The 22,366-nt window shown below is 33.2% G+C and carries 15 protein-coding genes; 12 read left to right on the forward strand and 3 right to left on the reverse strand.

Annotated elements, in window-relative coordinates:
• Positions 1-170 precede the first annotated feature (170 nt).
• Positions 171-3,434, reverse strand: coding sequence for a glycosyl hydrolase (locus tag Q0876_RS12070; protein ID WP_299228206.1), 3,264 nt, complete (start codon positions 3,432-3,434; stop codon positions 171-173).
• Positions 3,435-3,646: 212 nt separating this feature from the next.
• On the opposite strand from Q0876_RS12070, the gene Q0876_RS12075 reads away from it, so the two are divergent.
• The 12 genes from Q0876_RS12075 (at position 3,647) to Q0876_RS12130 (ending at position 20,861) form a co-directional block, all read left to right on the forward strand.
• Positions 3,647-5,662 carry a M13 family metallopeptidase gene (locus Q0876_RS12075; RefSeq protein ID WP_299228208.1) on the forward strand — a complete coding sequence of 672 codons (2,016 nt, stop codon included), beginning with the start codon at positions 3,647-3,649 and terminating at the stop codon, positions 5,660-5,662.
• A gap of 266 nt (positions 5,663-5,928) precedes the next feature.
• Positions 5,929-7,935: a hypothetical protein gene (locus Q0876_RS12080; protein WP_299228210.1), complete on the forward strand. Its 2,007-nt coding sequence runs from the start codon at positions 5,929-5,931 to the stop codon at positions 7,933-7,935.
• A gap of 284 nt (positions 7,936-8,219) precedes the next feature.
• Entirely contained in the window at positions 8,220-8,561 is a 342-nt protein-coding gene (locus tag Q0876_RS12085) for a hypothetical protein (protein ID WP_299228212.1), read from the forward strand.
• An 11-nt stretch (positions 8,562-8,572) separates the two neighbouring features.
• Positions 8,573-10,132 carry an FAD-binding protein gene (locus Q0876_RS12090; protein ID WP_299228214.1) on the forward strand — a complete coding sequence of 520 codons (1,560 nt, stop codon included), beginning with the start codon at positions 8,573-8,575 and terminating at the stop codon, positions 10,130-10,132.
• Between the two features lie 504 nt (positions 10,133-10,636).
• Positions 10,637-11,872 (forward strand): DNA cytosine methyltransferase, encoded by a 1,236-nt coding sequence (locus Q0876_RS12095; protein WP_299228216.1) that lies wholly within the window; start codon positions 10,637-10,639, stop codon positions 11,870-11,872.
• On the forward strand, positions 11,869-14,142 hold the full coding sequence (locus Q0876_RS12100) for an ATP-binding protein (RefSeq protein WP_299228218.1): 2,274 nt from the start codon (positions 11,869-11,871) through the stop codon (positions 14,140-14,142). The genes Q0876_RS12095 and Q0876_RS12100 overlap by 4 nt, the downstream gene beginning before the upstream one ends.
• 19 nt (positions 14,143-14,161) lie before the next feature.
• Positions 14,162-14,503, forward strand: coding sequence for a response regulator (locus tag Q0876_RS12105; protein ID WP_367276652.1), 342 nt, complete (start codon positions 14,162-14,164; stop codon positions 14,501-14,503).
• An 889-nt stretch (positions 14,504-15,392) separates the two neighbouring features.
• Entirely contained in the window at positions 15,393-15,896 is a 504-nt protein-coding gene (locus Q0876_RS12110; protein WP_299228222.1) for a hypothetical protein, read from the forward strand.
• A 185-nt stretch (positions 15,897-16,081) separates the two neighbouring features.
• Positions 16,082-16,906, forward strand: a complete 825-nt coding sequence (locus tag Q0876_RS12115) for an OmpA family protein (RefSeq protein WP_299228224.1) — start codon at positions 16,082-16,084, stop codon at positions 16,904-16,906.
• 190 nt (positions 16,907-17,096) lie between these two features.
• Positions 17,097-19,280, forward strand: a complete 2,184-nt coding sequence (locus Q0876_RS12120) for a T9SS type A sorting domain-containing protein (RefSeq protein ID WP_299228228.1) — start codon at positions 17,097-17,099, stop codon at positions 19,278-19,280.
• 46 nt (positions 19,281-19,326) lie between these two features.
• Positions 19,327-19,617 carry a DUF3817 domain-containing protein gene (locus tag Q0876_RS12125; protein ID WP_299228230.1) on the forward strand — a complete coding sequence of 97 codons (291 nt, stop codon included), beginning with the start codon at positions 19,327-19,329 and terminating at the stop codon, positions 19,615-19,617.
• Positions 19,617-20,861 (forward strand): mechanosensitive ion channel domain-containing protein, encoded by a 1,245-nt coding sequence (locus tag Q0876_RS12130; protein WP_299228232.1) that lies wholly within the window; start codon positions 19,617-19,619, stop codon positions 20,859-20,861. The genes Q0876_RS12125 and Q0876_RS12130 overlap by 1 nt, the downstream gene beginning before the upstream one ends.
• Positions 20,862-20,865: 4 nt before the next feature.
• On the opposite strand, the gene Q0876_RS12135 is transcribed toward Q0876_RS12130, so the two are convergent.
• Positions 20,866-21,258: a hotdog domain-containing protein gene (locus Q0876_RS12135; RefSeq protein WP_299228234.1), complete on the reverse strand. Its 393-nt coding sequence runs from the start codon at positions 21,256-21,258 to the stop codon at positions 20,866-20,868.
• A gap of 180 nt (positions 21,259-21,438) precedes the next feature.
• Positions 21,439-22,332, reverse strand: coding sequence for a DUF72 domain-containing protein (locus Q0876_RS12140; protein ID WP_299228236.1), 894 nt, complete (start codon positions 22,330-22,332; stop codon positions 21,439-21,441).
• Positions 22,333-22,366: the final 34 nt, after the last annotated feature.

Raw genomic sequence — 22,366 nt, forward strand, 5'->3', positions numbered from 1 at the left:
GCTAATTTTTTGATGGCCGAATTTAAAAATAATAAACGTTGATTTGTGTTAATATATTGTTAGAGTTGTAGTTTTAAAAATTGTGTTGACATGCAAGAGAAAAACATCACAAAACAAAAGCCTATCATTTTTTGATAGGCTTTTGTTTATTTTACACTTAGAAGTGATTATCAATCTTCAATATAAGGTGCTCCAGAAGCTGTCAACGTAGCTGAAAGTTGTGCTAATTCTTCTTCAATAGCATCTAATATTGAACTTGCTGTAGTAAGTTGGTTGCTTATAATTTGTAGCTGAGCTTTGAGCATTGCTGTTGGTCCATATGTAGACCGTTCTACACCTTTATATACGGCAAACATCCTGTCGTTAACCGTAGGTGGTCCTTTTTCTCCGACTTCTGATTTTGCTTGATTACCATAGTATGATGATTGTAATTCATTTAAACGTCTTTTTAATCCTGCAAGTTGATTTGAAATGGCTTCAGGTGATGTATTGCTCTTCATTAAAGCGGTATGCATCGCTGTCACCTTTTTTCTGGCTTTACTCATTTCTATATCAAATTTAGAAGCGTCTCTCATAGCAGATTCAAAAGAACGCCAAAAATTGGAAGCCTCTTCTGGACTTGAACCTTCTAAGGCAGCTTTTCGTAATGGTTTGACTAAGAATGCTACTGGCTCAGATAATTTTTTGACTGTTCCATTATTAGATAAGTACATCGTTACATTATAATTACCTGGAGGTGCTAATAAGCTAAAAGCTGAATCACCTTCTTCAGAATCAGTTTTTTTTGTATCTAACATAATAGGACTCATATCTGCATATCTAAGATTCCAAGCAATTCTGTTGATACCAGCTTTAGCAGGAGCGTATAAATTTCTAACTACATCTCCTGATGCATTCTTTATAACAAATAATAACTGTGCTTTAGACTCAAGTTTTTCTTCTTCTAATGCTTTCCATCCAGGAAACGGAATATTAGAATTAGTTAGCGCTTTCTCTTTCTTTTGTCTAGCCTCTTTTTTAGAAACAGGAGCATCTTTTAAATAGTAAGTAAATACCGCTCCAAAATCTGGATTAGGAGCAACAAAATGCGAATCACCTTGACTCCCTTTTCCAGGATCAAAACTCAAATGAGAACGTGGAATATACCACCAGGCATCTCGTACAGGAAATAGTTTTGCTTCTTGCTGAAGTGTTGCATTCGAAACATCTCGTAAAGCGGAATAGTCGTCTAGAATGTAAAAGCCTCGACCAAATGACGCAGCAACTAGATCATTCTCGCGTTTTTGAATGGCTAAATCTCTAAACGAAATCGTAGGTACATTTCCTTTTAACTGAGTCCATTGTTGACCTCCATCAATTGAAAAATACAATCCAAACTCGGTTCCGATGAATAATAATTTCGGATTCACATGATCTTGAACCAATCGCCATACTAAGTGACGCTTAGGAATAGTCTTGGCAATGGATACCCAACTTTTGCCCTTATTTGTACTCTTTAACAGATATGGATTAAAGTCGCCAAATTTATGATTGTCTAAAGCAACGTATACTGTATTGGCGTCATGTAGATCTGCTTTAATATCATTAACGAATGCTGTTGCTGGTACACCAGGTAGATCACTAACTGTAATTCTATTCCAATTGGTACCACCATCTTCGGTAATATTTATAAGTCCGTCATCAGTTCCAACATAAAGCAACCCTTTTTGTTTTGGAGACTCTGCTAATGAAGTTATGGTATTGTAATTAGACATAGCGTATACATCCCAAGCACCATCCCAAGACTGTTGTTTTCCCATTATTGGTAATGCCAAACGTTCTTGATCTTTAGTTAGATCTCCAGATATGGCAGTCCAATCATCACCACGATTTTCAGATTTCCAAACCCTTTGAGAACCAAAATAAATGGTAGTGGGTGAGTGCGGACTCACTAAAATAGGTGCATCCCAATTAAAACGCTCATAGTCTTCATTTGCTTCAGGTTGTGGCTGGATATCGGTAACTTCGCCAGTGATCATATCTATACGAGCCAAGTTGCCTTCTTGGCGTTCGGCATAGATAATATTTGGATTACCTGGTTCAGTGGCTGGTTGGTGACCATCCCAATTCAAAACAACTCTCCAATCACTATTTTGAATACCATGAACATTATCGGTACGAGAAGGACCACCTTCGGTACTATTATCTTGCGTTCCACCATAGATGTTATAAAAAGGTTCTGCATCATCAACAGCCATTTTATAGAATTGTGTTACAGGTAAATTCTCAACATATTTCCAAGATTTGGTTAAATCAAATGATTCGTATAAGCCACCATCTGTTCCTACAATCAAATAGTTAGGATCGTTCTTTTTAAAAGCAATCGCATGGTTGTCACCATGCTTGTTTTTTCGATTCATTCTATAAAATGTCTTTCCACCATCTTCAGAAATTTGTAAGGAATTATCCATTAAGTACAAACGGTCTTTTTGATGTGGAGACGCAAACAATTCTTGATAATAATGTGGTCCTGTACCACCTGTAACTGTATTAGATTGCTTTTTCCATGAGCTTCCACCATCATCAGAACGATATAAGCCACCTGTTCTACGATCTAACTCAATAGCAGCATATAATACGTCTGGATTATATGGCGAAATGGCTAATCCTGTTTTACCCATTGCAGTCTCAGGTAAGCCGTTAGTTAACTTTTCCCAAGTGTCACCACCATCATTACTTCTATACAGTCCTGTTTCTGGTCCGCCTCCCATATAAGCAGCAACAGTTCTATGACGTTGCCATGTGGCAGCATACATTCGGTTTGGATTTCTAGGATCGTATACCAATTCGGTAACACCAGTCCATTCGTTATCACCCAATGTTTTATTCCAAGTTTTTCCACCATCTATACTCTTATATAAGCCACGATCACCACCTTTATTCCAAAGAGGTCCTTGAGCAGTAACCCAAACGATGTCACTATTTTCAGGATGCACAATAACACGCGAAATATGTTGCGAGTTTTTTAAGCCCATATTTTTCCAGGTGCTCCCTCCATCTTCACTTTTGTAAACACCATCACCATAGCCTACATGTCGACCTCCAACATCTTCGCCTGTACCAACCCAAATGGTTTCAGTTTGATTAGGATCTATAGATACTGTACCAATAGAGTAGGAGGTTTGTTTGTCAAAAATGGGAGTCCATGTTGTGCCTGCATTGCTTGTTTTCCATACACCACCAGATCCAACTGCCACATACCAAATATTTTCATTTTCAGGATGAATAGCAATATCTGCAATACGACCACTCATGAAAGCTGGCCCTATGCTACGCAATTGCAGACCATCAAAAGGGTTTTTATTGTCTTCATTAGTTTTTGTCTGAGCCTTGAGGTGAGAGAAATTAGAGATTGTAAATAGTAATAGCAGGAAGAGTTTAGTGAACAGCTTCATAAGAATTGGTTTAAAGTTAGTACCTAAAATTACTGAATAATTTCAATTTCTCAATCAAAATTAAGTACTCAATATTTACATCTTGTGCTTTACACTAAATATTAGCAATATTAAGTACTTCATTTGTTACATAAGATCATAATTTTACAATTTATTTGTAGACTACAAATCAGATAAAATAAATGTATACCTTTGATAAAAACCGTACGATCATGAAATATTCTTTTGCCTTATTGTTTATTCTTTTTATATGTATTTCTTGTAAAAAGGATAAACCTATAGAACCAACTATTAAACCTGTTGTTTTTGATGGTATTGATGCCACCATTAAGCCAGGTGATGATTTCTTTAGCCATGTCAATAAAAACTGGCTAGAAAATGCTATAATTGCTGATGATCAAGTAGGTGTAGGTGCCTATCGGTTTTTAAATATTCCACAGCAAGAGTTACTGAAAAATATTTTGGATGAAGTTTCCCAAGAAGTGCATCCTAAAGGAAGTATTGAACAAATGGTTGGAGATTTTTATGCTTCAGGTATGGATACCATAAGTGTAAACAATCGCGGAATGAAGCCTATTCAACCAATACTTGATAGAATTGAAGCTATAAACGATATTTCTTCAATGACAGCGTTTGTTGCCACGCAATTGACCTATGGTGATTATTCGATGCTTAGTCCGTTTATATCACCAGATCAAAAAAATAGTTCGCTTAATATTTTGCATTTTTATCAGGCTGGTTTGGGTTTACCTGATCGTGATTATTATTTTATTGATAATCCTTCAGTAGAACAAATTCAAGATGCATATAAAGCTTTTTTGACTACAGTTTTTGAATTGGTAGGTGATAAGAATGCTAAAGCACATGCAGCTATTGTTTACACTATTGAAAAGCAATTGGCTGAATCACACAAAACACGAATAGAGCTAAGAAATGTTCAAGAGAACTACAATAAATTAGCAGTTTCCGAATTAGATCAAAAGCATGCAAATATTGGTTGGTCTAACATTCTTAATAATCTTAACATGGATGTAGATTCTGTGGACGTTGCTCAACCTGCATATTACGATAAGTTAGATGCTATGTTAGCTTCGGTCTCATTAGAAGATTGGAAGTTATTCTTAAAGGCAAATTCAATCGGTTCGCACTGTAACATTTTAAGTAAACCATTTCAAGATGCGGCTTTTGAGTATTCAAAAGTATTGTCTGGTCAAACGGAACAACAACCGCGAGCAAAACAAATGGTGCGTCGTGTAGATAGACAAATTGGCTTTGCATTAGGACAGTTATACGTCAAAAGATATTTTAATGAAGACGCTAAGAAGCGAGCACTAGAACTCGTTGAAAATTTTCAAAGGGTATTAGAAAAGCGTATCGAAAATCTTGATTGGATGAGTGATAGTACTAAACTGAAAGCTAAGGATAAACTATTTGCTATTAGTAAAAAAATTGGATATCCAGACGTATGGCGAACCTATGATGTGTCTATTAGTAGAGATCAGTTTTTTGAAAATGTAGTGGCGCTTCGTAAAGATGCCTATAAGTACGAATTAAAACAACTTAATAAACCACCAAATAGAGATGAATGGGGAACTACGCCTTCAACCGTAACTGCGTATTACAATCCGTCACTTAATGAAATCGTCTTTCCGGCTGGTATTTTACAAGCCCCTTATTTTGATTTATATGCTGATGATGCTGCAAATTATGGCGGCATTGGTATGGTTATAGGTCATGAGTTTACACATGCGTTTGATGATCAAGGCGCACAGTACGATAAGAATGGAAATGTTACCAATTGGTGGACTGAAAACGACTACACTCAATTTAAAGCCAAGACACAGCAGGTGATTGACCAATACAATACATTTACTGTTTTAGACAGTATTCATTTGAAAGGCGCATTAACCGTAGGTGAAAACACAGCAGATAATGGAGGAATTGCCATTGCTTATGATGCTTTTAAGCTCACAGCACAAGGTCAAGATACAACAAAAATTGGCGGTTATACACCAGACCAACGCTTTTTCCTATCAATTGCTAACATTTGGCGTGTTAAAATGCGTGATGAATATTTACGTAATTATGTTGCTAATGATCCACATTCACCACCTAAATGGCGTGTTAATGGTCCGCTAATGAATTTTACGCCATTTTATGAAGCCTTTGATGTGCAACCTGGTGAGACGAACTATAGAAAAGAAGAAGAGCGTATTAAGATCTGGTAGAAATGATATTATCTGTTTTGTTGGTCTAGGTTTTTTTTGATTCACTTATCGTTTTAGAACTACTTAATACTTGTGCTTTAGCTTCTTATTGTTGAACTATTCAATAAGTGCTTAATATTTTTTGTATATTTAAGTTCTCCCTTAAAGTTTATTAATCTTTGATTGATACGCATACATGTATTGTACTTTGTATGTCTATTTGATCGCTTGATGGTTATGAATTTTTCGTTTCCATTAAGCGTTGTATTAGTATCGTATTCAAAAATATGGATATAAAAAAAAGCAATATAAATGGTAAGCTGAAACACAATGTTAATGCGATTGATTCTTCATTAGGCTTAGACTTTGAAATTCCTATTCTTTTCACCAATATAGATTCAGGACCTCGAGGGTTGAATAATGTCGTGATAGAAGAAGTACAAATCGGAAAACATGAATCGTATCCATCAACAAACACTACATTTCATCCATATATAAACAACTCTACTTCAAATGGAATTATAGGTGAAGAAATTATAAGTCCGATTGAATTTCGTGATACTGAAAACAATAACTCTAACCTTTTAGTCATTGCATTTTCAATAGACAAAGTAAAAGAGGAGGTTAAAGATTATTTGACTTCAGAAGCGGTGAAGCAAATTCGTTTTACTTGTCAGTTCAATTTTATCAATTCAAGAAAATTAGACTTAAAAATTGAAAGTAAGGTTGTTAATCTAGACAATGGAACTCTAGTTGTTGAAGCCATTAAACGTAATAGCTCAGCATTGCTAACAAAAACAAACCTCGTGTTGTTATTAAGCTTAATAGCAGTATTAAGTATTTGGAATTATAAGATAAATCGAAATGTTTATTTGCAAGATGAGTATTTTACACAGGAGAAAATTACTGGCTTTATTGCAATACTTAGTACGTTTTTAGGCTTGTCATTTTCTAAGATCCGTGGGCTTTTTGCCGTCTTATCTAATATAACAGCATTCTTTAAGTTTCCAGAAATACATTTGAGTTTAGTACAATTTGACAATTTTTCTTCCAAGGTGTGGTTTGCTGTAATTAGTTTATGTAGTGTGCTTTCGGTATTATTTTTTATGAAATTCAATCCGATCGAAATTCCAAAAAACTACAACTATGGTATTTATGACACTAATGAAAAAGCATATGTAGATTTAGCTAAATACAATCGGTTTTATCCTATTACTTTAACAAATGAAGATGGCTCGAATAGATTTGAAATACACACACAACAAACAGATTTGACAAAAACGGAAGCTGTTAGTATTGGAAGCATTGTTGATAATGATAATAATATTGACTACCATAAATTTAATGTGTTTTACAGTCGAAATAATTTTAATGAAACCATAGAAAATAAAACAGCTGGTCAACTCATAGAAAATCCATTCATATCTAATAGAGAAATTCCATTTAAAGAGATATTTAAAGCGCAAAAATTCCAAAGGCGTATTGGCGACCTTTTTGTGACCTACAATATTACTGGCACTAAAAAGACGATTAATATTTCCGACAGTCGTAATGTTTCTGAAGATGAGATTAATGCTGTAATTGCTAAGTTTAAGGAAAAAGAAAAAATCAAAGGAAAGCATGAAGATTTAATCAATAAAGACAGAGTTGCATTAATAAACAAGCTCAAAGATCATTTTAATTCGTCTTTTGATAAAAACGGTACAATTAGTAAGCCTTTGATTTTAAGTTTAACTAAAAAGTTAATTTCGGAAACCGATAAAGGCACAAACATTACTAAAAAAACCATTGAACGCTATATTTATTTAACTGCATTATGGCAAGCATCAGAAGATCGAATACAAAGCTCAGAAAACAAAGGATTGATGTTGTCAGATCTAGAAGAAATATGCAATTCTATTCGTCCAACCCTAAAGATAAATCGATCCTGGAAACGCGATCGGATAATTATGTCTTTCATTTTAGAAGTTCAAAAGCAAATGGGTTTGACCGAATCATATGCCATAAATTTCATAGACGAAGAGATCTTGTGTAATAAAGCTTGTAAGCGTTCTGTGAATTTATTAGACTTTATTGTCTCATCTTCTTTAGCATCTGCAAATGAATTATTTGAAGTTCAAGAATACATCAAGTCAAAACTACCAACGCTCATGAGAAAATTAACTGCGGATACCTCTAAAGTTTTTGAAGCATTTGAAAAAAATGAAAAATCGAGCGCCAGAAATAAAGACTTCATTCATAATAATGAAATGGTACTGAAATCTATCGAAGAATTTTTAAGGGAATTTACTTAATTTCTCCTTTAAGCATAATAAGAGTGCTTATATTGGAAAATTTTTATTATATTTATGTAATCACTTGATATTTAGTGATTAATATCTCCCTTAGGCAATTTAAATAACGCAGATTGTTTATGCCGAAAGCTTAATTAATTTATTTGACAAACCACTAATTTTTTGTAAAACGTAATGACTTTGCAAAAGTAGTTCTACATACTTTATCGCCATTTAAAAAGCTGAGGTATTTAGAATCTAAACTCATATAATAAGCTTTAATAAAATAAACACATTCAACTATTATGAAACACATTAAATTCTTTTTAATCACAATCACACTTTGTCTGCTCACATCATGTTATACAGTGAGGCTAAGAAGTGAAAACGGAGCGCCTCAACCTGACCCATTTTCTGACAGAGATGACTACTATAGAGGAATGGAAGTTGTAGAGATAGACACCGTTATTAATATGAAACTGACTTCAAAAGATTTCACTTTTCTAATTAAAGAGAGCGATGTTTGCGCGTCTGGTAAATTAAATATGGTAGAGTATCGCAATACATTTGGTGGTGTATTACTAAGTGCGATCACCTTTGGAAGAAAGCGAAAAATGAAAATTAAATACGTCTGCGAAAAACCTTAAACCCAATTATTATGGCAACCACAAAATCGAAGCAATTAAATGAGTGGGATACGTTACATAGAAATGGACCTTTTCCGTTAAAAGTATTATTCCAAACCAAACTAGAAGGCGAACGAGTGATGCCTAATAAAATTGATCGTTATAATGATGCAGCACGTGAAATACAACGACTAATTAAAGCAGCACATCAGTCAGGTGAAGGTTTTAGAGCCTATGGATCTGCTTGGTCTATGAGTAATATAGCGAGCCAAAAAGATCGAATGCATTTTAATGGATTTATGAATATTTCCATGCCTATTCACGCTAGTGAATGCCATCAAGATAGTACTTACGATTCAACAAATTTATTCTTATTTGAATGTGGAAATACCATTAAAGAAATATCTGAAACATTAGCCGAAAACGGAAAGTCACTTAAAACAAGTGGCGCAAGTAACGGACAAACGATAGCAGGTTGCATTTCTACAGGTGTTCACGGTGCAGGTCTTGATATAGGCTCAGTACAAGACTATGTTGTTGGGCTTAATCTGATTACTGGTCCTAATTTAGACGATATTGTATACGTAGAACCAGCATCTAAACCAGCATTAAATGATAATTTCATTGCTACTTTAAACTCAAAAGTCATTAGAGATGATGAATTATTTTATGCAGCATTAGTTGGGTTGGGTAGTTTTGGATTTATTCATGGCGTGGTTATAGAAGCTGAAAACGTTTTTCTAATAAAACGTTATGTGAAAAAAATAAAGAAAAGCGTAGCCTTTGAGCTTGCCAATACAATGGACTTTAATAATTCAAGTTTTAAAATTCAAGGTGAGACAGATGCACAAGGCAATGGCAATAGACCTTTTCACTATAAAATATTTATCAATCAATATAGTGACGAATCTGATTGTGTTGTAGAAGCCATGTACAAAAAACCATATACAAATCATTATCTAGATCCATTTCCAATTATTAAAGAATCGTTATATCGAGATTTGATTCATCTTTTTGTAAAACTAGCCGAAAATTTTCCAAAAAGCATTCCTTGGTTGGTAAAACGTTTGCGCAAAACTATTTTGCCAGCAGTAAATGAAGAAACCACAGGAATGCTCAAAGAGATTTTTTGGGATGCACCATATCAAGGACCTGCATTTGCCTGTTCATTTGGGATTGACCATAAAGATTCAGAAAAAGTGATGCAACTTCTTGGTAAGCTAACACGAGATGAAGGACCAATACCTGGCATATTTGCCTTACGCTTTGTAAAACAAACTAAAGCTACACTTGGATTTACCAAGTTCCCGATCACTTGTATGATTGAAATTGATGGTGTGCTGTGGAAAAAAACGAGAAAAATAATGAGTTTGGAAGAATACTCAAGACGAATGATAGAAGTCTTAAAAGCGAATAGCATTCCGTTTACCATTCATTGGGGAAAAAATAGCGATTGGAAATTCCCAGATTTAGTTACCCACATGTTTGGTGATAAAGCAGAGCGATGGAAAACACAGCGAAAACAATTATTATCAAATGATATGCAAAAATTGTTCTCAAATAAGTTCTTAAGAACGGTTGGTTTGGATTAAACGCATTTAAACGTAAAAAAACAGTAGCTGAGAGTAATTGTATTAAATGTACTATAATGTTCTTGCGTTATGTAACTTGAGCTTTGCTCAAATCGACAATATTGTTTTAGAGGTTTTCGCGAATCTTGGATGAGATATTTGACTTCGCAAGCTTCGTCGAATCTCATTCTTCGATTTGGTTAAAAGCAGGGCAGAGCGTTAAGAAAAGTTCTGGTAGACCTTTTTAGTGAATGAGCTAGTTGGCGCATTGGCGTACCACTGTTTCTTGAAAAAATTTACTCCTAGAAGTTTCTTCTACAATGTTAATGAATTGCGAAGCAATCATAAGCACTTATTTAATAAAATAATGTGTGCGCGAATAAACACTTTTTACGAAGCGACGATAGGAGAGAAGTGGAATGTGTGTGGAATGGCTTTAAATATTATCTGTAAAATGATATGAAATAATGCTTTCAATTTTTAAATAATTTTTCGTACTTTGTTAAGTTGAATACAAAATCATATATGAATAAAAAAAAACTAACCTACATAGACTTATTTTCTGGTTGTGGTGGACTTTCGCTAGGACTTTATAATTCTGGTCTTTGGAAAGGTTTATTTGCGATAGAGAAAAATCAAGATGCATTTAAAACATTAGAACACAATCTAATATTACATGAAAATCATTTTAGTTGGCCGAATTGGTTGCCTCAATCTTCTCACGATATTAATGAAGTACTAAAAAAGTATTCAAAAAACCTAAAAGCTTTAAAAGGCAATGTTGATATGGTTGCTGGTGGACCTCCTTGTCAAGGATTTTCAACCGCAGGAATGAGAAATGAGAATGACTCTAGAAATGAATTAATAAAATCATATATAAAATTTATTCGAAACGTACAACCCAAAATTATATTTTTTGAAAATGTAAAAGGATTTACGCAAAAATTTGATAAAAATAAAACAAAAGGTAAAGCTTATTCTGAATACGTAAAAAGAGCTTTAAGATATACTCCAAAGTCTAAAAACTACATTGGCTATAATGTCTACGGTAAATTGGTTGATTTTTCCGAATTCGGTGTTCCACAAAAAAGAACAAGGTTTATTCTTGTTGGTGTTAGGAAAGATTTAGAAAAGCATACTCAACCAAAAGTATTCTTTGAATCTATAAATGCAAACAAAAACGATTTTCTTGTTAATAAAAAGATAGGATTAACGAATACGCTTGAAGATGCAATATCAGATTTATTGCGAAAAGAAGAAACAATTTCCCCAGACACTGATTCTTATAAAACAGCATTTTATAATAAAGCGGAATCATCATATCAAAAATTATTAAAAGGTAAAGTAAAAACTAAAATCCCTGATAGTCATCGTTTTGCAAAGCATTCTAGAAAAACAATAAAAAAACTTGAATATATTTTAGAGAATGCTGAAAAGAATAAAACTTTGTCAAATGAAATAAAAGAGAAATTTAATCTTAAAAAGAGAACCATTATACCATTAGCTGGTAACACTCCAACACCTACAATAACAACTTTACCAGATGATTATGTTCATTATTGTGAGCCAAGAATTTTTACTGTAAGAGAGTATGCTAGAATACAATCCTTTAATGATTGGTATGAATTTAAGGGGAAATATACAACTGGTGGTAAAAGAAGAACTCAAGAAGTACCTCGTTATTCACAAATTGGAAACGCTATACCACCTCTGTTTGGAGAACAAAGCGGAATCATTTTAAAATCTTTGTTAGTAGAATGAAAAATGAATTACAGTTTAAAGTTAGTTCTGCTCTTAAAGACATTATAGGCAAAGATTTAATTACAGATGATTATATCGCTGTATTTGAGTTGGTTAAAAACTCATTTGATGCATATGCAACTAGAGTTGATATTACTTTTGAGAATATTTATACAGACAATGCTTGTATAATTATCAAAGATGATGGTAAGGGCATGAATTACCAAGACCTAATCAATAAGTGGTTGTTTGTGGCTTATTCTGCAAAAAAAGAAGGTACAGAAGATGAGTCTTTTGATTATCGAGATAATATTTATACTAAAAGACCATTTGCAGGCGCAAAAGGAATTGGTAGATTTTCATGTGATAGATTAGGGAAATCTCTTTTTCTCGAAACCACTAAAAAGGAAAAGAATCCTAAAACCGAAGTTCTTCTTACTGAATGGGAAAAGTTTGAATCGAATCTTCGAACTGAATTTGTAGATATAAGTGTTGAACATGAAACAATTGATAGTAGTAATTATGGAATAAATCACGGAACAATTTTAATAATAGAAAATTTAAGAAGTGATTGGAATAGAGATAAACTAATTACGCTGAAAAATTCACTTGCTAAATTAATCAATCCTTTAAATGACAGAAAAGACAAGGATTTTAAAATTTTCTTACATGTTCCTGAAGAAATAGATGAAGATTCTAATTACTCTGAATATTATGATAAAATAAATGGAGAAATTCAAAATTTTATTTTTGAAACGCTTGGATTAAAAACTACTAAAATAATTAGTGAAATTTCAGAAGATGGAAATTTTATTACAACAAAACTTTTTGATGGAGGAACATTAATTTATAATGTTAAAGAAAAAAATAAAGAATTTCCATTATTAAAAGATATTGATTTTACAATATATTATCTCAATCAATCTGCGAAATTGACATTTGCTAAAAGGATGGGCCTATCATCAAAAGATTATGGTCATATTTTTTTGTATAAAAATGGATTCAGAATTTACCCTTTTGGAGAACCAGGAGAAGATCCTTTAAAACTTGATGCAAGAAAAGCCCAAGGATATAATAGATTCCTTGGAACAAGGGAGATTATGGGACAAGTTAATATATCATATGAAACAGAAGAATTAAAAGAAACGTCGAGTAGAGGCGATGGTTTAAAAAAGACACCTACTTATGATGAATTAGTTTTATGTTTTTATTCTGTTATAAGGAAGCTTGAAAAGTATGTTGTCAATGTCCAACAATGGGGATTAAGTATTGAGGATAATTATGGTTACGATATAAACTCAAGAATTTCTGATTTATTAGAAAAACTAACTGATAGTGAAGATATAGTTTCATTTGATGTGCCAGATAATTTTTTAGATATTCTTAATGCTAGTCAAGTTGATAGTGCCGAATCAATAGTGAAAAATCTTCAGAAGATTGCTTTTGAATCTGAAAATGATAAATTAATTGGTAAGGTTAATGATGCAGTTGAAAAGCTGTCAGATATAAGAAAAGCTCAAGAGCAAGCAGAAAAACAAGCAGAAGTAGAGTTAAAAAAAGCTCAAAAAGCTACTGCAAAACTTAAGGAACAAATAAGTGAAAACTTATTTCTTAAGTCTATAAATAGTCAAGATTTTGAAGAAGTCATAAGTTTACTGCATCACATAGGAATTTATGCAGGAACTATAGATGCAAATCTAAAAGGAATTTCATTGAGGGTTCAAAATAATATAGAACTTACACATGAAGAATTATTGAATATAATTAGATTGTTAAGTTTTGAAACGAAAAAAATATTAAACATAGCATCGTTTGCTACTAAAGCAAATTTTAAACTAGATGCCGAATATGTAATAAAAGATTTAAATAATTATGTTAGAGAATATATTCAAAATATTATTCCAACAGTTACAGATAAATCTCTAAAAATAGAATTAGAGCAATATATCAATAAGGATTTTATTACTAAATACAAGCCAATTGAAATAAATATTATACTTGATAATATTATCAATAATGCCAAAAAGGCTAATGCAAGTAATTTAGTGATAATGTTAATTGAAAATGAAGAAGGTAATTTTGTAATCCGATTCGAAGATGATGGTTTAGGAATCAAAGATGAACATTTCCCAAAATTATATGACTTAGGATTTACAACTACTGACGGTTCAGGCATTGGTTTAAATCATGTTAGAAAAATCATGAAATCAATGAAAGGAAGTGTTAAAGCAGAAAACAATAGCAAAGGAGCTACATTTATACTAGAATTTAAGAAATATGAAAGTAATTAAGTTATTTTGGATTGACGACATGGAAAATTGGGCAGATTCTGCCAGAATTAACCTGGAGATTGTTGCCGGCAAATATAAGATTAAGTTAAAAGTGATACATGCTGAAAATGGGGAAGATGTAGTTCAACAATTAAACGCTATTAATTTTGATGGTGTAATTATGGATTACAACATGGAACCGTATAGAGGTGATAAGTATATTGATGACATCAGATTTGAAGAGCATTTAGGACACATTCCGATAATATTTTACTCACAAGACAATACTACTGATTTAGACTCTTTAGTAGAAAAACATGCAAATGTTGTTACAGTTTATCGACCTAATTTAGAAGATAAAATTAAGGAGTTGTTCTTTTAATATTTCTTTCAAATTTTATCTGGCCTCATAAAATTTTGGCTAAAACATTTGGATACAACACTTTGCTAAAATCTAGTTTCGATTGTATTTAGCTAAGAATATCTACTAGACATTCTTTAAACGCTAAATAGTCTAAAATATAGTGAAACGAAACGTAATTGTTTCCAAAATTATATACTATTTTAAAGAATTGATTGAGTATCAATTTTTAAAATACCTACTTGATTTTTTTGTTTAGCTCACGTCACATCTATTTATTAAGTATTCGTGAATCTCACAAATTCGATTTCTTTTTTTATCAAGAAAAAAAGATTTAATAAAACCTTGACTAGTTCTAAGCTTCAATATTCTATTTTACATAATATTAATAGTCCCAAACAAAAAATTTAAATAATAGCGAAAATAGAATAAGTGCTTGGAATTTTATTTTACTCACGTGTTTAATTATTTCATAAATTTTAATAGAGTTCGTGAATCTCCTAAAGTCGATTTGTTAAAATTTAAGCTCTTATGGCAAGATGACGAGAAATGCGAAGCATACTTGAGGACATTGATTTAAAATAGAATTACTCCGAAAAATCGCGTAGAAAAAAATATTATGCACAAATAAAACCAATTATCCACTGGATGATTAGTTCTTAATACAAAATTTGCTTGTACATAATCATGAACGATATAAAACGCAATACGTTAGTTATATCTATAATTATGTCAAATACCTCATAAATGAGCTATTACGCAAATTCTATTAAATGTACTATAATTTATATTATGTAAAATAAAAATTTATGCATTACTCTAAGCCTACAACTCTCTAGTAAATAATTTTGGATGACATTTTTAATGTATTACGATATCATGATGTATAACACAATCATAAATACATATCATGAAAAATCTTTTTTTAATCTGTTGCTTAATTTGTTTAGCGTTCTCTTGTGCATCTGATGATGATGATAATGAAAGTTCTCAAGAACCTCAACTCACCAGTCATTTTGAATTCACCTTAGATGGCGCAGGATTCAATAGCGAACAAATTGCTATTAATCGCCAAGGCATTAGCGTTAACAACGATCGTGTGGCCATTACTGCTGGTGACGATAATTTGGTAAACTTCTTCGGCTTTTACTTGCCATTCCCTATAGAAGTGACTACCTATACTATGGTTCAAGGCAGCAGCCCAAGTGAAAACACAGTTTTTTTGTCGAGAAACCAAACAGATGTTTACTATACTGAAGATGGCACCATTACCATTACCGAAATTAATGAAGGCGAAAATGGTTGCCAAATTTATAAAGGAAGTCTCAATGTTAATCTCTCACTTACTAGTGATACTGCTCAAATTGTAAATGTTAGAGGGCTTTTTGAAATGCCTACTGAAGAATGTGAATAACCATACCTCATATCCTTTAATTGAAAGCGCTGAATAGTTCAGGGCTTTTTTTAGGTCATACTTTGTAATTATCTGTAAATCAGAATAGTTAACAATCCCTGTTAATAAAAATTAGAATGGTGAAAGTCCGAACACCTATTTGTTGCGTACATATTTATATAACTAAAAACTTTTAAAACGTAACTATGAAACGAATTACTTTAATTACCCTTTCTACATTAGTATTGACCGCTTGTGTATCAAAGAAAAAGTATGTAGCCTTAGAGCAAGATAATGGTGAACTAAAAAGCGAACTCACTAAAACTAAAGTCGAAAAAGAAGAACTTGAAGCCAAATTTGAGGCCATTCAAGTACGTGTGGACGATTACAATTCTAAAATTAGTTCGCTTACCGAAGCTAACAATTCAAAATTGGTAAGTGTTGATGGTGTGGTGATCTCTGAAAATCAAAAACACATGATGCGTGAATCACTTAAGAGTGTGCCTCCTGCGTATTTAGCAACTGCAAAAACCCTTAAAGATTCTATGAACCTTGCCGTTCAGTTCAACTTAAAACAATCAATGGATACCATTGAAGAAGACGAAGATATTGCCGTAAATATCGAAGAAACTGTGGTGATGATCTCTATTTCAGATAAAATGCTTTTTGATTCTGGTAGTTACAGAATTAGTAAAAAAGCGGATGCAATTCTTCAAAAAATTGCAAATGTGGTTAATTCTGAAGAAAGCTTAGACATCATGGTTGAAGGCCATACAGACAATCAAACTTTAAAAAGTACTGCTGCGGTTAAAGATAACTGGGATTTAAGTGTGCTTCGTGCAACTTCTGTTGTAAAAAAATTGCAAAACGATTACAACGTTGCTCCAGAGCAATTAATAGCTGCTGGACGTAGCTTCTACCAACCGTTAGCAGCTAATGATTCTAATAAAAATAGAGCCAAAAACCGCAGAACACGTATCGTAATCTTACCAAACATTGACAAGTTTTTCGCATTGATGGCTGCGAAATAATAGCAATAACTTGACCTCGTATTTTTATGGTTAGTTAATCCATGGAAAGCTACTGCAAATTGTAGTAGCTTTTTTTTTGCTTTGACACTACTCTTACCCATGATTCTCACCTTTTGTCGATACCAAAACGATAAATTTTGTGATTAACAAAACTTTCCTATTTTTGATTATATTATCCACCTACTCATTTATGATGAAAAAATTACTACTTATAATCGTAATATTAGTTAGCTCTTTAACGACTCTCAACGCGCAGCAATCTGTAGCTCGCGAATGGAACGAAATTTTATTAGATGCCATACGTTCAGATTTTGCAAGACCTACAGTGCATGCAAGAAATTTATTTCATAGTGCTGTAATTATGTATGATTCTTGGGCAGTTTTCGATGCTCAAGCCGAAACGGTTTTCTTAGGAAAAGATTTTGGTGGCTTCTCCTCTCCTTTTAATGGCATCATACCTCCTACTAATGTTGATGCTGCTCGACACGAAATGATAAGTTATGCCATGTATCGCTTATTGAATTACAGGTTTGAGAACTCTCCTGGAAGTACAGAAATTGCCTTAGAGGTTGAAAATCTCTTTACTGGTTTTGGATATGATATTAACTTTTCGTCTACCGATTATAGTTCAGGTTCTTATGCAGCACTTGGTAATTACCTAGCTAGTGAGATCATTGCTTTCGGACAACAAGATACGTCTAACGAGCAAAACGATTATGCAAATACGGTATATACGCCAGATAATCCTGCGTTGATATTAAATATGTATTTAGACAATACCAATATTGATCCAAATAAATGGCAACCACTGGCTTTTGATTCGTTTGTAGATCAAAGTGGAAATGTATTTCCTGCAGCTACACCTGCATTTTTAAGTCCAGAATGGGGAACAGTTACCCCTTTTTGCTTACCACCTGAAGACCTTGAGGTTTTAAATGACGGATTTGATTGTTACGTATACAATGATCCAGGTCCACCAGTATACATACAAGATTCTAATGATGATGGTATTGACGATCCTTACAAATGGCATTTTGCTCTTGTAGCTGCTTGGTCGTCTCATTTAGATCCAAGTGATAACACGATGATTGACATATCTCCTGGTGCTATTGGGAATTTTGACAGCACAAATTACCCTGAAACATTTGAGGAGTACAAGGCATTTTACGATTTTACTAATGGTGGAGATGCCAGTACAGGTCATACTTTAAATCCAAGTACTGGAATGCCTTATCAACCAAATATGGTAAAACGTGCAGATTACGCAAGGGTTTTAGCTGAATTTTGGGCAGATGGACCAGATTCTGAAACACCACCTGGACACTGGTTTACAATTATCAACTACGTTAGTGATCATCCAGATATTGAGAAGCGTATTGGTGGTGAAGGACCAATTGTAAGTGATTTAGAATGGGATGTGAAGTCTTATCTAGCACTTGGTGGAGCCATGCATGATTCTGCTGTAAATACTTGGGGAATAAAAGGGTATTATGATTACATTCGTCCCATTTCGGCAATACGATATATGGCAGGAAAAGGGCAAAGTACAGATAGCACTTTACCTAGTTACGATCGTCATGGTTTACCACTTATTCCTGGTTTAATAGAACTAATTCAAGTTGGAGATCCATTAGCTGGTGACAATGATGAAAATGTAAATAAAATTAAAGTGTATGCATGGAAAGGTCCAGATTTTATCAGTGATCCTGATACAGATATTGCTGGTGTAGATTGGATATTAGGAGAACGTTGGTGGCCTTATCAGCGTGCTACCTTTGTAACGCCTCCTTTTGCTGGTTACCTTTCTGGTCACTCTACGTTTTCTAGAGCTGCTGCCGAAGTCTTAACGCGTATTACTGGAGATCCGTTTTTTCCTGGTGGTATGGGAACATTTGATCTAGCGCAAAACGACTTTTTAGTTTTTGAAGTTGGACCATCAGTAGATATGACCTTGCAATGGGCTACCTATCGTGATGCTTCTGACCAAACTAGTTTATCTAGAATTTGGGGAGGTATTCATCCACCTATTGATGATATTAGAGGACGACTTATTGGAGAGAAAATAGGGAATGATGCTTACGATCTTGCTACGCAATATTTTCAAGGGACTTTAAGTGTGCCTAGTTATACTCTAGAAGATTTGGTTCGCCTCTATCCTATTCCATTTCAAGATGAGCTTCATGTTTCAAATACAAGCAACTCTATATTACACGTTGAAGTTTATAGTTTAGATGGTAAACGAGTACATTCAGCTTCAATTGATAGAAATACAACAACGCTAGATCTAAATGCGTTGCGAAGCGGATTGTATTTTGCTAAATTCATTACAGAAGCAAATGAGGTAGCATTCGTTAAAAAAGTTGTTAAAAACTAGATAAAATAAGAGGTTTGAGGTATTTTTGCACTCAAAACATACATACATGCTATCACTGTTTAAAAGCTTTAAAATAATTGCACTTTTAGAAGGTGTTTCATACATCTTATTACTATTTATTGCTACACCTATTAAACATTTTGCTGGTGATGATCAATATGTGAAACTATTAGGAATGCCACATGGCATCTTATTTTTGGTCTATATTGTTTTAGCAATTATGCTAGCCTCAGAGATGAAATGGAATAATACAACTGTTTTTAAAGTGCTGATCGCTTCTATTATTCCTTTTGGAACGTTTTACATAGATCGCGTTTATTTGAAAAAAGCTAAATAATGGAGCGTATACGTCATTTTTTTTACGATCATTTTATATCTCTAGGGCTTTCGGAAGTATCTGCAAAGTACTTGAATATGTTATGCTTATTGCTCATATTGGCTGTACTTCTTTTTATTGCAGATCGAATAGCTAGACGAATTATCATTAATTTTTCTACTGCATTTTCTGATAAGACCAAAACCAATTTTGATAACCTTTTGGTTAGTCATCGTGCACCAAGACGAATAGCACATTTGGTACCTTTAGTGTTAACCATTCAATTGTTTCCATTGGTATTTCATGATTTTCCGCATTTTGAAAAGTACATCATTATGCTTCTAAAAGTCTATGGAATTATACTCACCATTTGGATCATTAGAAGCATTCTTAAAACGTTTGAGTCCTATTTTAAAACGCTTCCAAGGCTTAAAGATAAACCCATAGATAGTTATATTCAAGTAGCTATGCTATTTATATGGATTATAGGAATTGCTTCAATTTTAGCCATTTTAATCAACTTATCGTTTATTAAATTCTTTACAACACTTGGTGCAGCTTCTGCCATTTTGCTGTTGATATTTAAAGATACCATACTTGGCTTTGTAGCTAGTATCCAAGTTGCTATTAACGATAGTGTACGAATTGGAGATTGGATCACTATGGAAAAGTATGGTGCCGATGGTAGTGTTATTGAAATTAACTTGTCTACTGTTCAAGTTCAAAATTTTGATATGACTATTACTAATATTCCTACCTATGCACTTATTTCTGATTCGTACAAGAATTGGAGAGGGATGCAATCTTCAGGTGGGCGACGAATTAAACGATCAATTCTTCTAAAAGCGAAAAGTATTAAATATCTAACAGAAGCACATCTTGAAAAATTAAAGGACATTCAGTTGATTAGTAAATATATTGAAACACGACAAAACGATATTACTAATTTCAATACAGAACGAAATGTTGATAAATCTGTCTTGATAAATGGTCGTAATATGACAAATATTGGTGTGTTCAGAAAATATATTCAAACCTATATAGAAAATCATTCAGCAGTAAACAAAGAAATGACCATAATGGTGAGGCAATTAGAGCCAACTCCTCATGGTTTACCTCTTGAAATTTATGCATTTAGTAGTGATAAACGTTGGGAGAATTACGAATACATTATGGCTGATATCTTTGATCATGCACTTGCTGCTGTGCCTTATTTTGATTTAGAAGTGTTTGAGTATCCTACTAAATTTGCTGATGATCTGTAAGGTTTTAATCGTCCTCCAGTCTATCTTTCACGAATTCAACTTTAGTTTTTCCATGTGGTTTTGGTTTCCCATCTTTGCCAAGGTTGACCATAATGATTTTATCTACGGTTAGAATTGTTTCACGCGTCATTTTATTTCGCACCTCACATTTAAGCGTTAAAGACGATTTTCCAAACTTTAAAACTTCAATGCCAATTTCAATGATGTCACCTTGTTTTGCTGATGCCATGAAATTAATTTCAGACATGTACTTGGTTACTATCTTAGAGTTTTCAAGTTGAATAATGGTATATAATGCGGCCTCTTCATCAATCCATGCTAAAAGTTGTCCTCCAAATAAGGTCTGGTTTGGGTTAAGGTCTTCTGGTTTTACCCATTTGCGTGTATGAAATCTCATTGTTTTTATTGTAAAGATTAGCATTTATTAGGAAAACACATAACATCACGTTAATCTTTTTCTAAATTTTTATTAATCAGGCTATTATAAAAATCTCAAATATTAATTTTAGATATTAACATCAATCAATAAACAGCAGAACGAGACATTATACTTGGACTTAATATTGCAAACTATTAGTTAAAACAATGTTTCAGTTTGAGGTTTGCCCATTTGCGGAATGGTTAAATTGGTTTTCAGTTCTTTGTTGAGCTGTTTAATAAAATAAGCCGATAGTAAAGGAGATGCTTTTTCAATATTCTGGTGGATGAAGAAATCTACCTCTTTAATACCTTGCTCCTTCCATGATTTTAAACGAACTACCCAATCATCAAGCCTCGAATAATCACTATCGTGATTGGCACCAACATAACGTACAAATGCTGTTGAGTTTGTGAGCCGCATATGCATGAGATCGCGTCTGCCAGCTGTGTCTACAATAACATTTGATACATTATTTTTTTCTAAAAGATCATAGAGCTGATTAGCAACTGCATCATCATTGTACCAATTGGTATGTCTAAACTCTATAGCTAGAGGAACCGTCTTAGGCCAGTTTTCTACAAAGTGCACTACTCTATCAAAATCTTTTGGCGCAAAATTGGTGTGCATTTGCAAAAAGATAGTGCCTAACTTTTCTTTAAGGTTTGAAGCGTTATAAAGGTAGTTTTCTACTACGGCTTGCACTTCATTTAAACGCTTCCAATGGCTGATCTCTTGATTGAGCTTTGGAAAAAACTTAAATCCATCAGGTGTTTTATCATACCAAGTAGAAAATTGTTCAGCTGGGAAAATACGATAGAATGTGGCATTGAGTTCAATTGAGTTGAATTGTTTTGAATAATAAACCAGTTCATCTTTTGTTCCTCTGGGATAAAACCCTTTTAGATCTGCTTTATTCCATTTAGCACAACCAACATATATTTCTGGAAAACAGTCATCTTTAACAGCATTTAGAACTCTAGTAGTGTCTATATGGTCTTGAGGTAAGGTGAAATCTATAGATTCTGGATTATCTACGCTTCCAAATTTCATAAGTTCTCGTTTAATTCAAAGATACACATAAACA

It is taken from the genome of uncultured Psychroserpens sp. (assembly GCF_947503375.1).
GTDB lineage: Bacteria > Bacteroidota > Bacteroidia > Flavobacteriales > Flavobacteriaceae > Psychroserpens.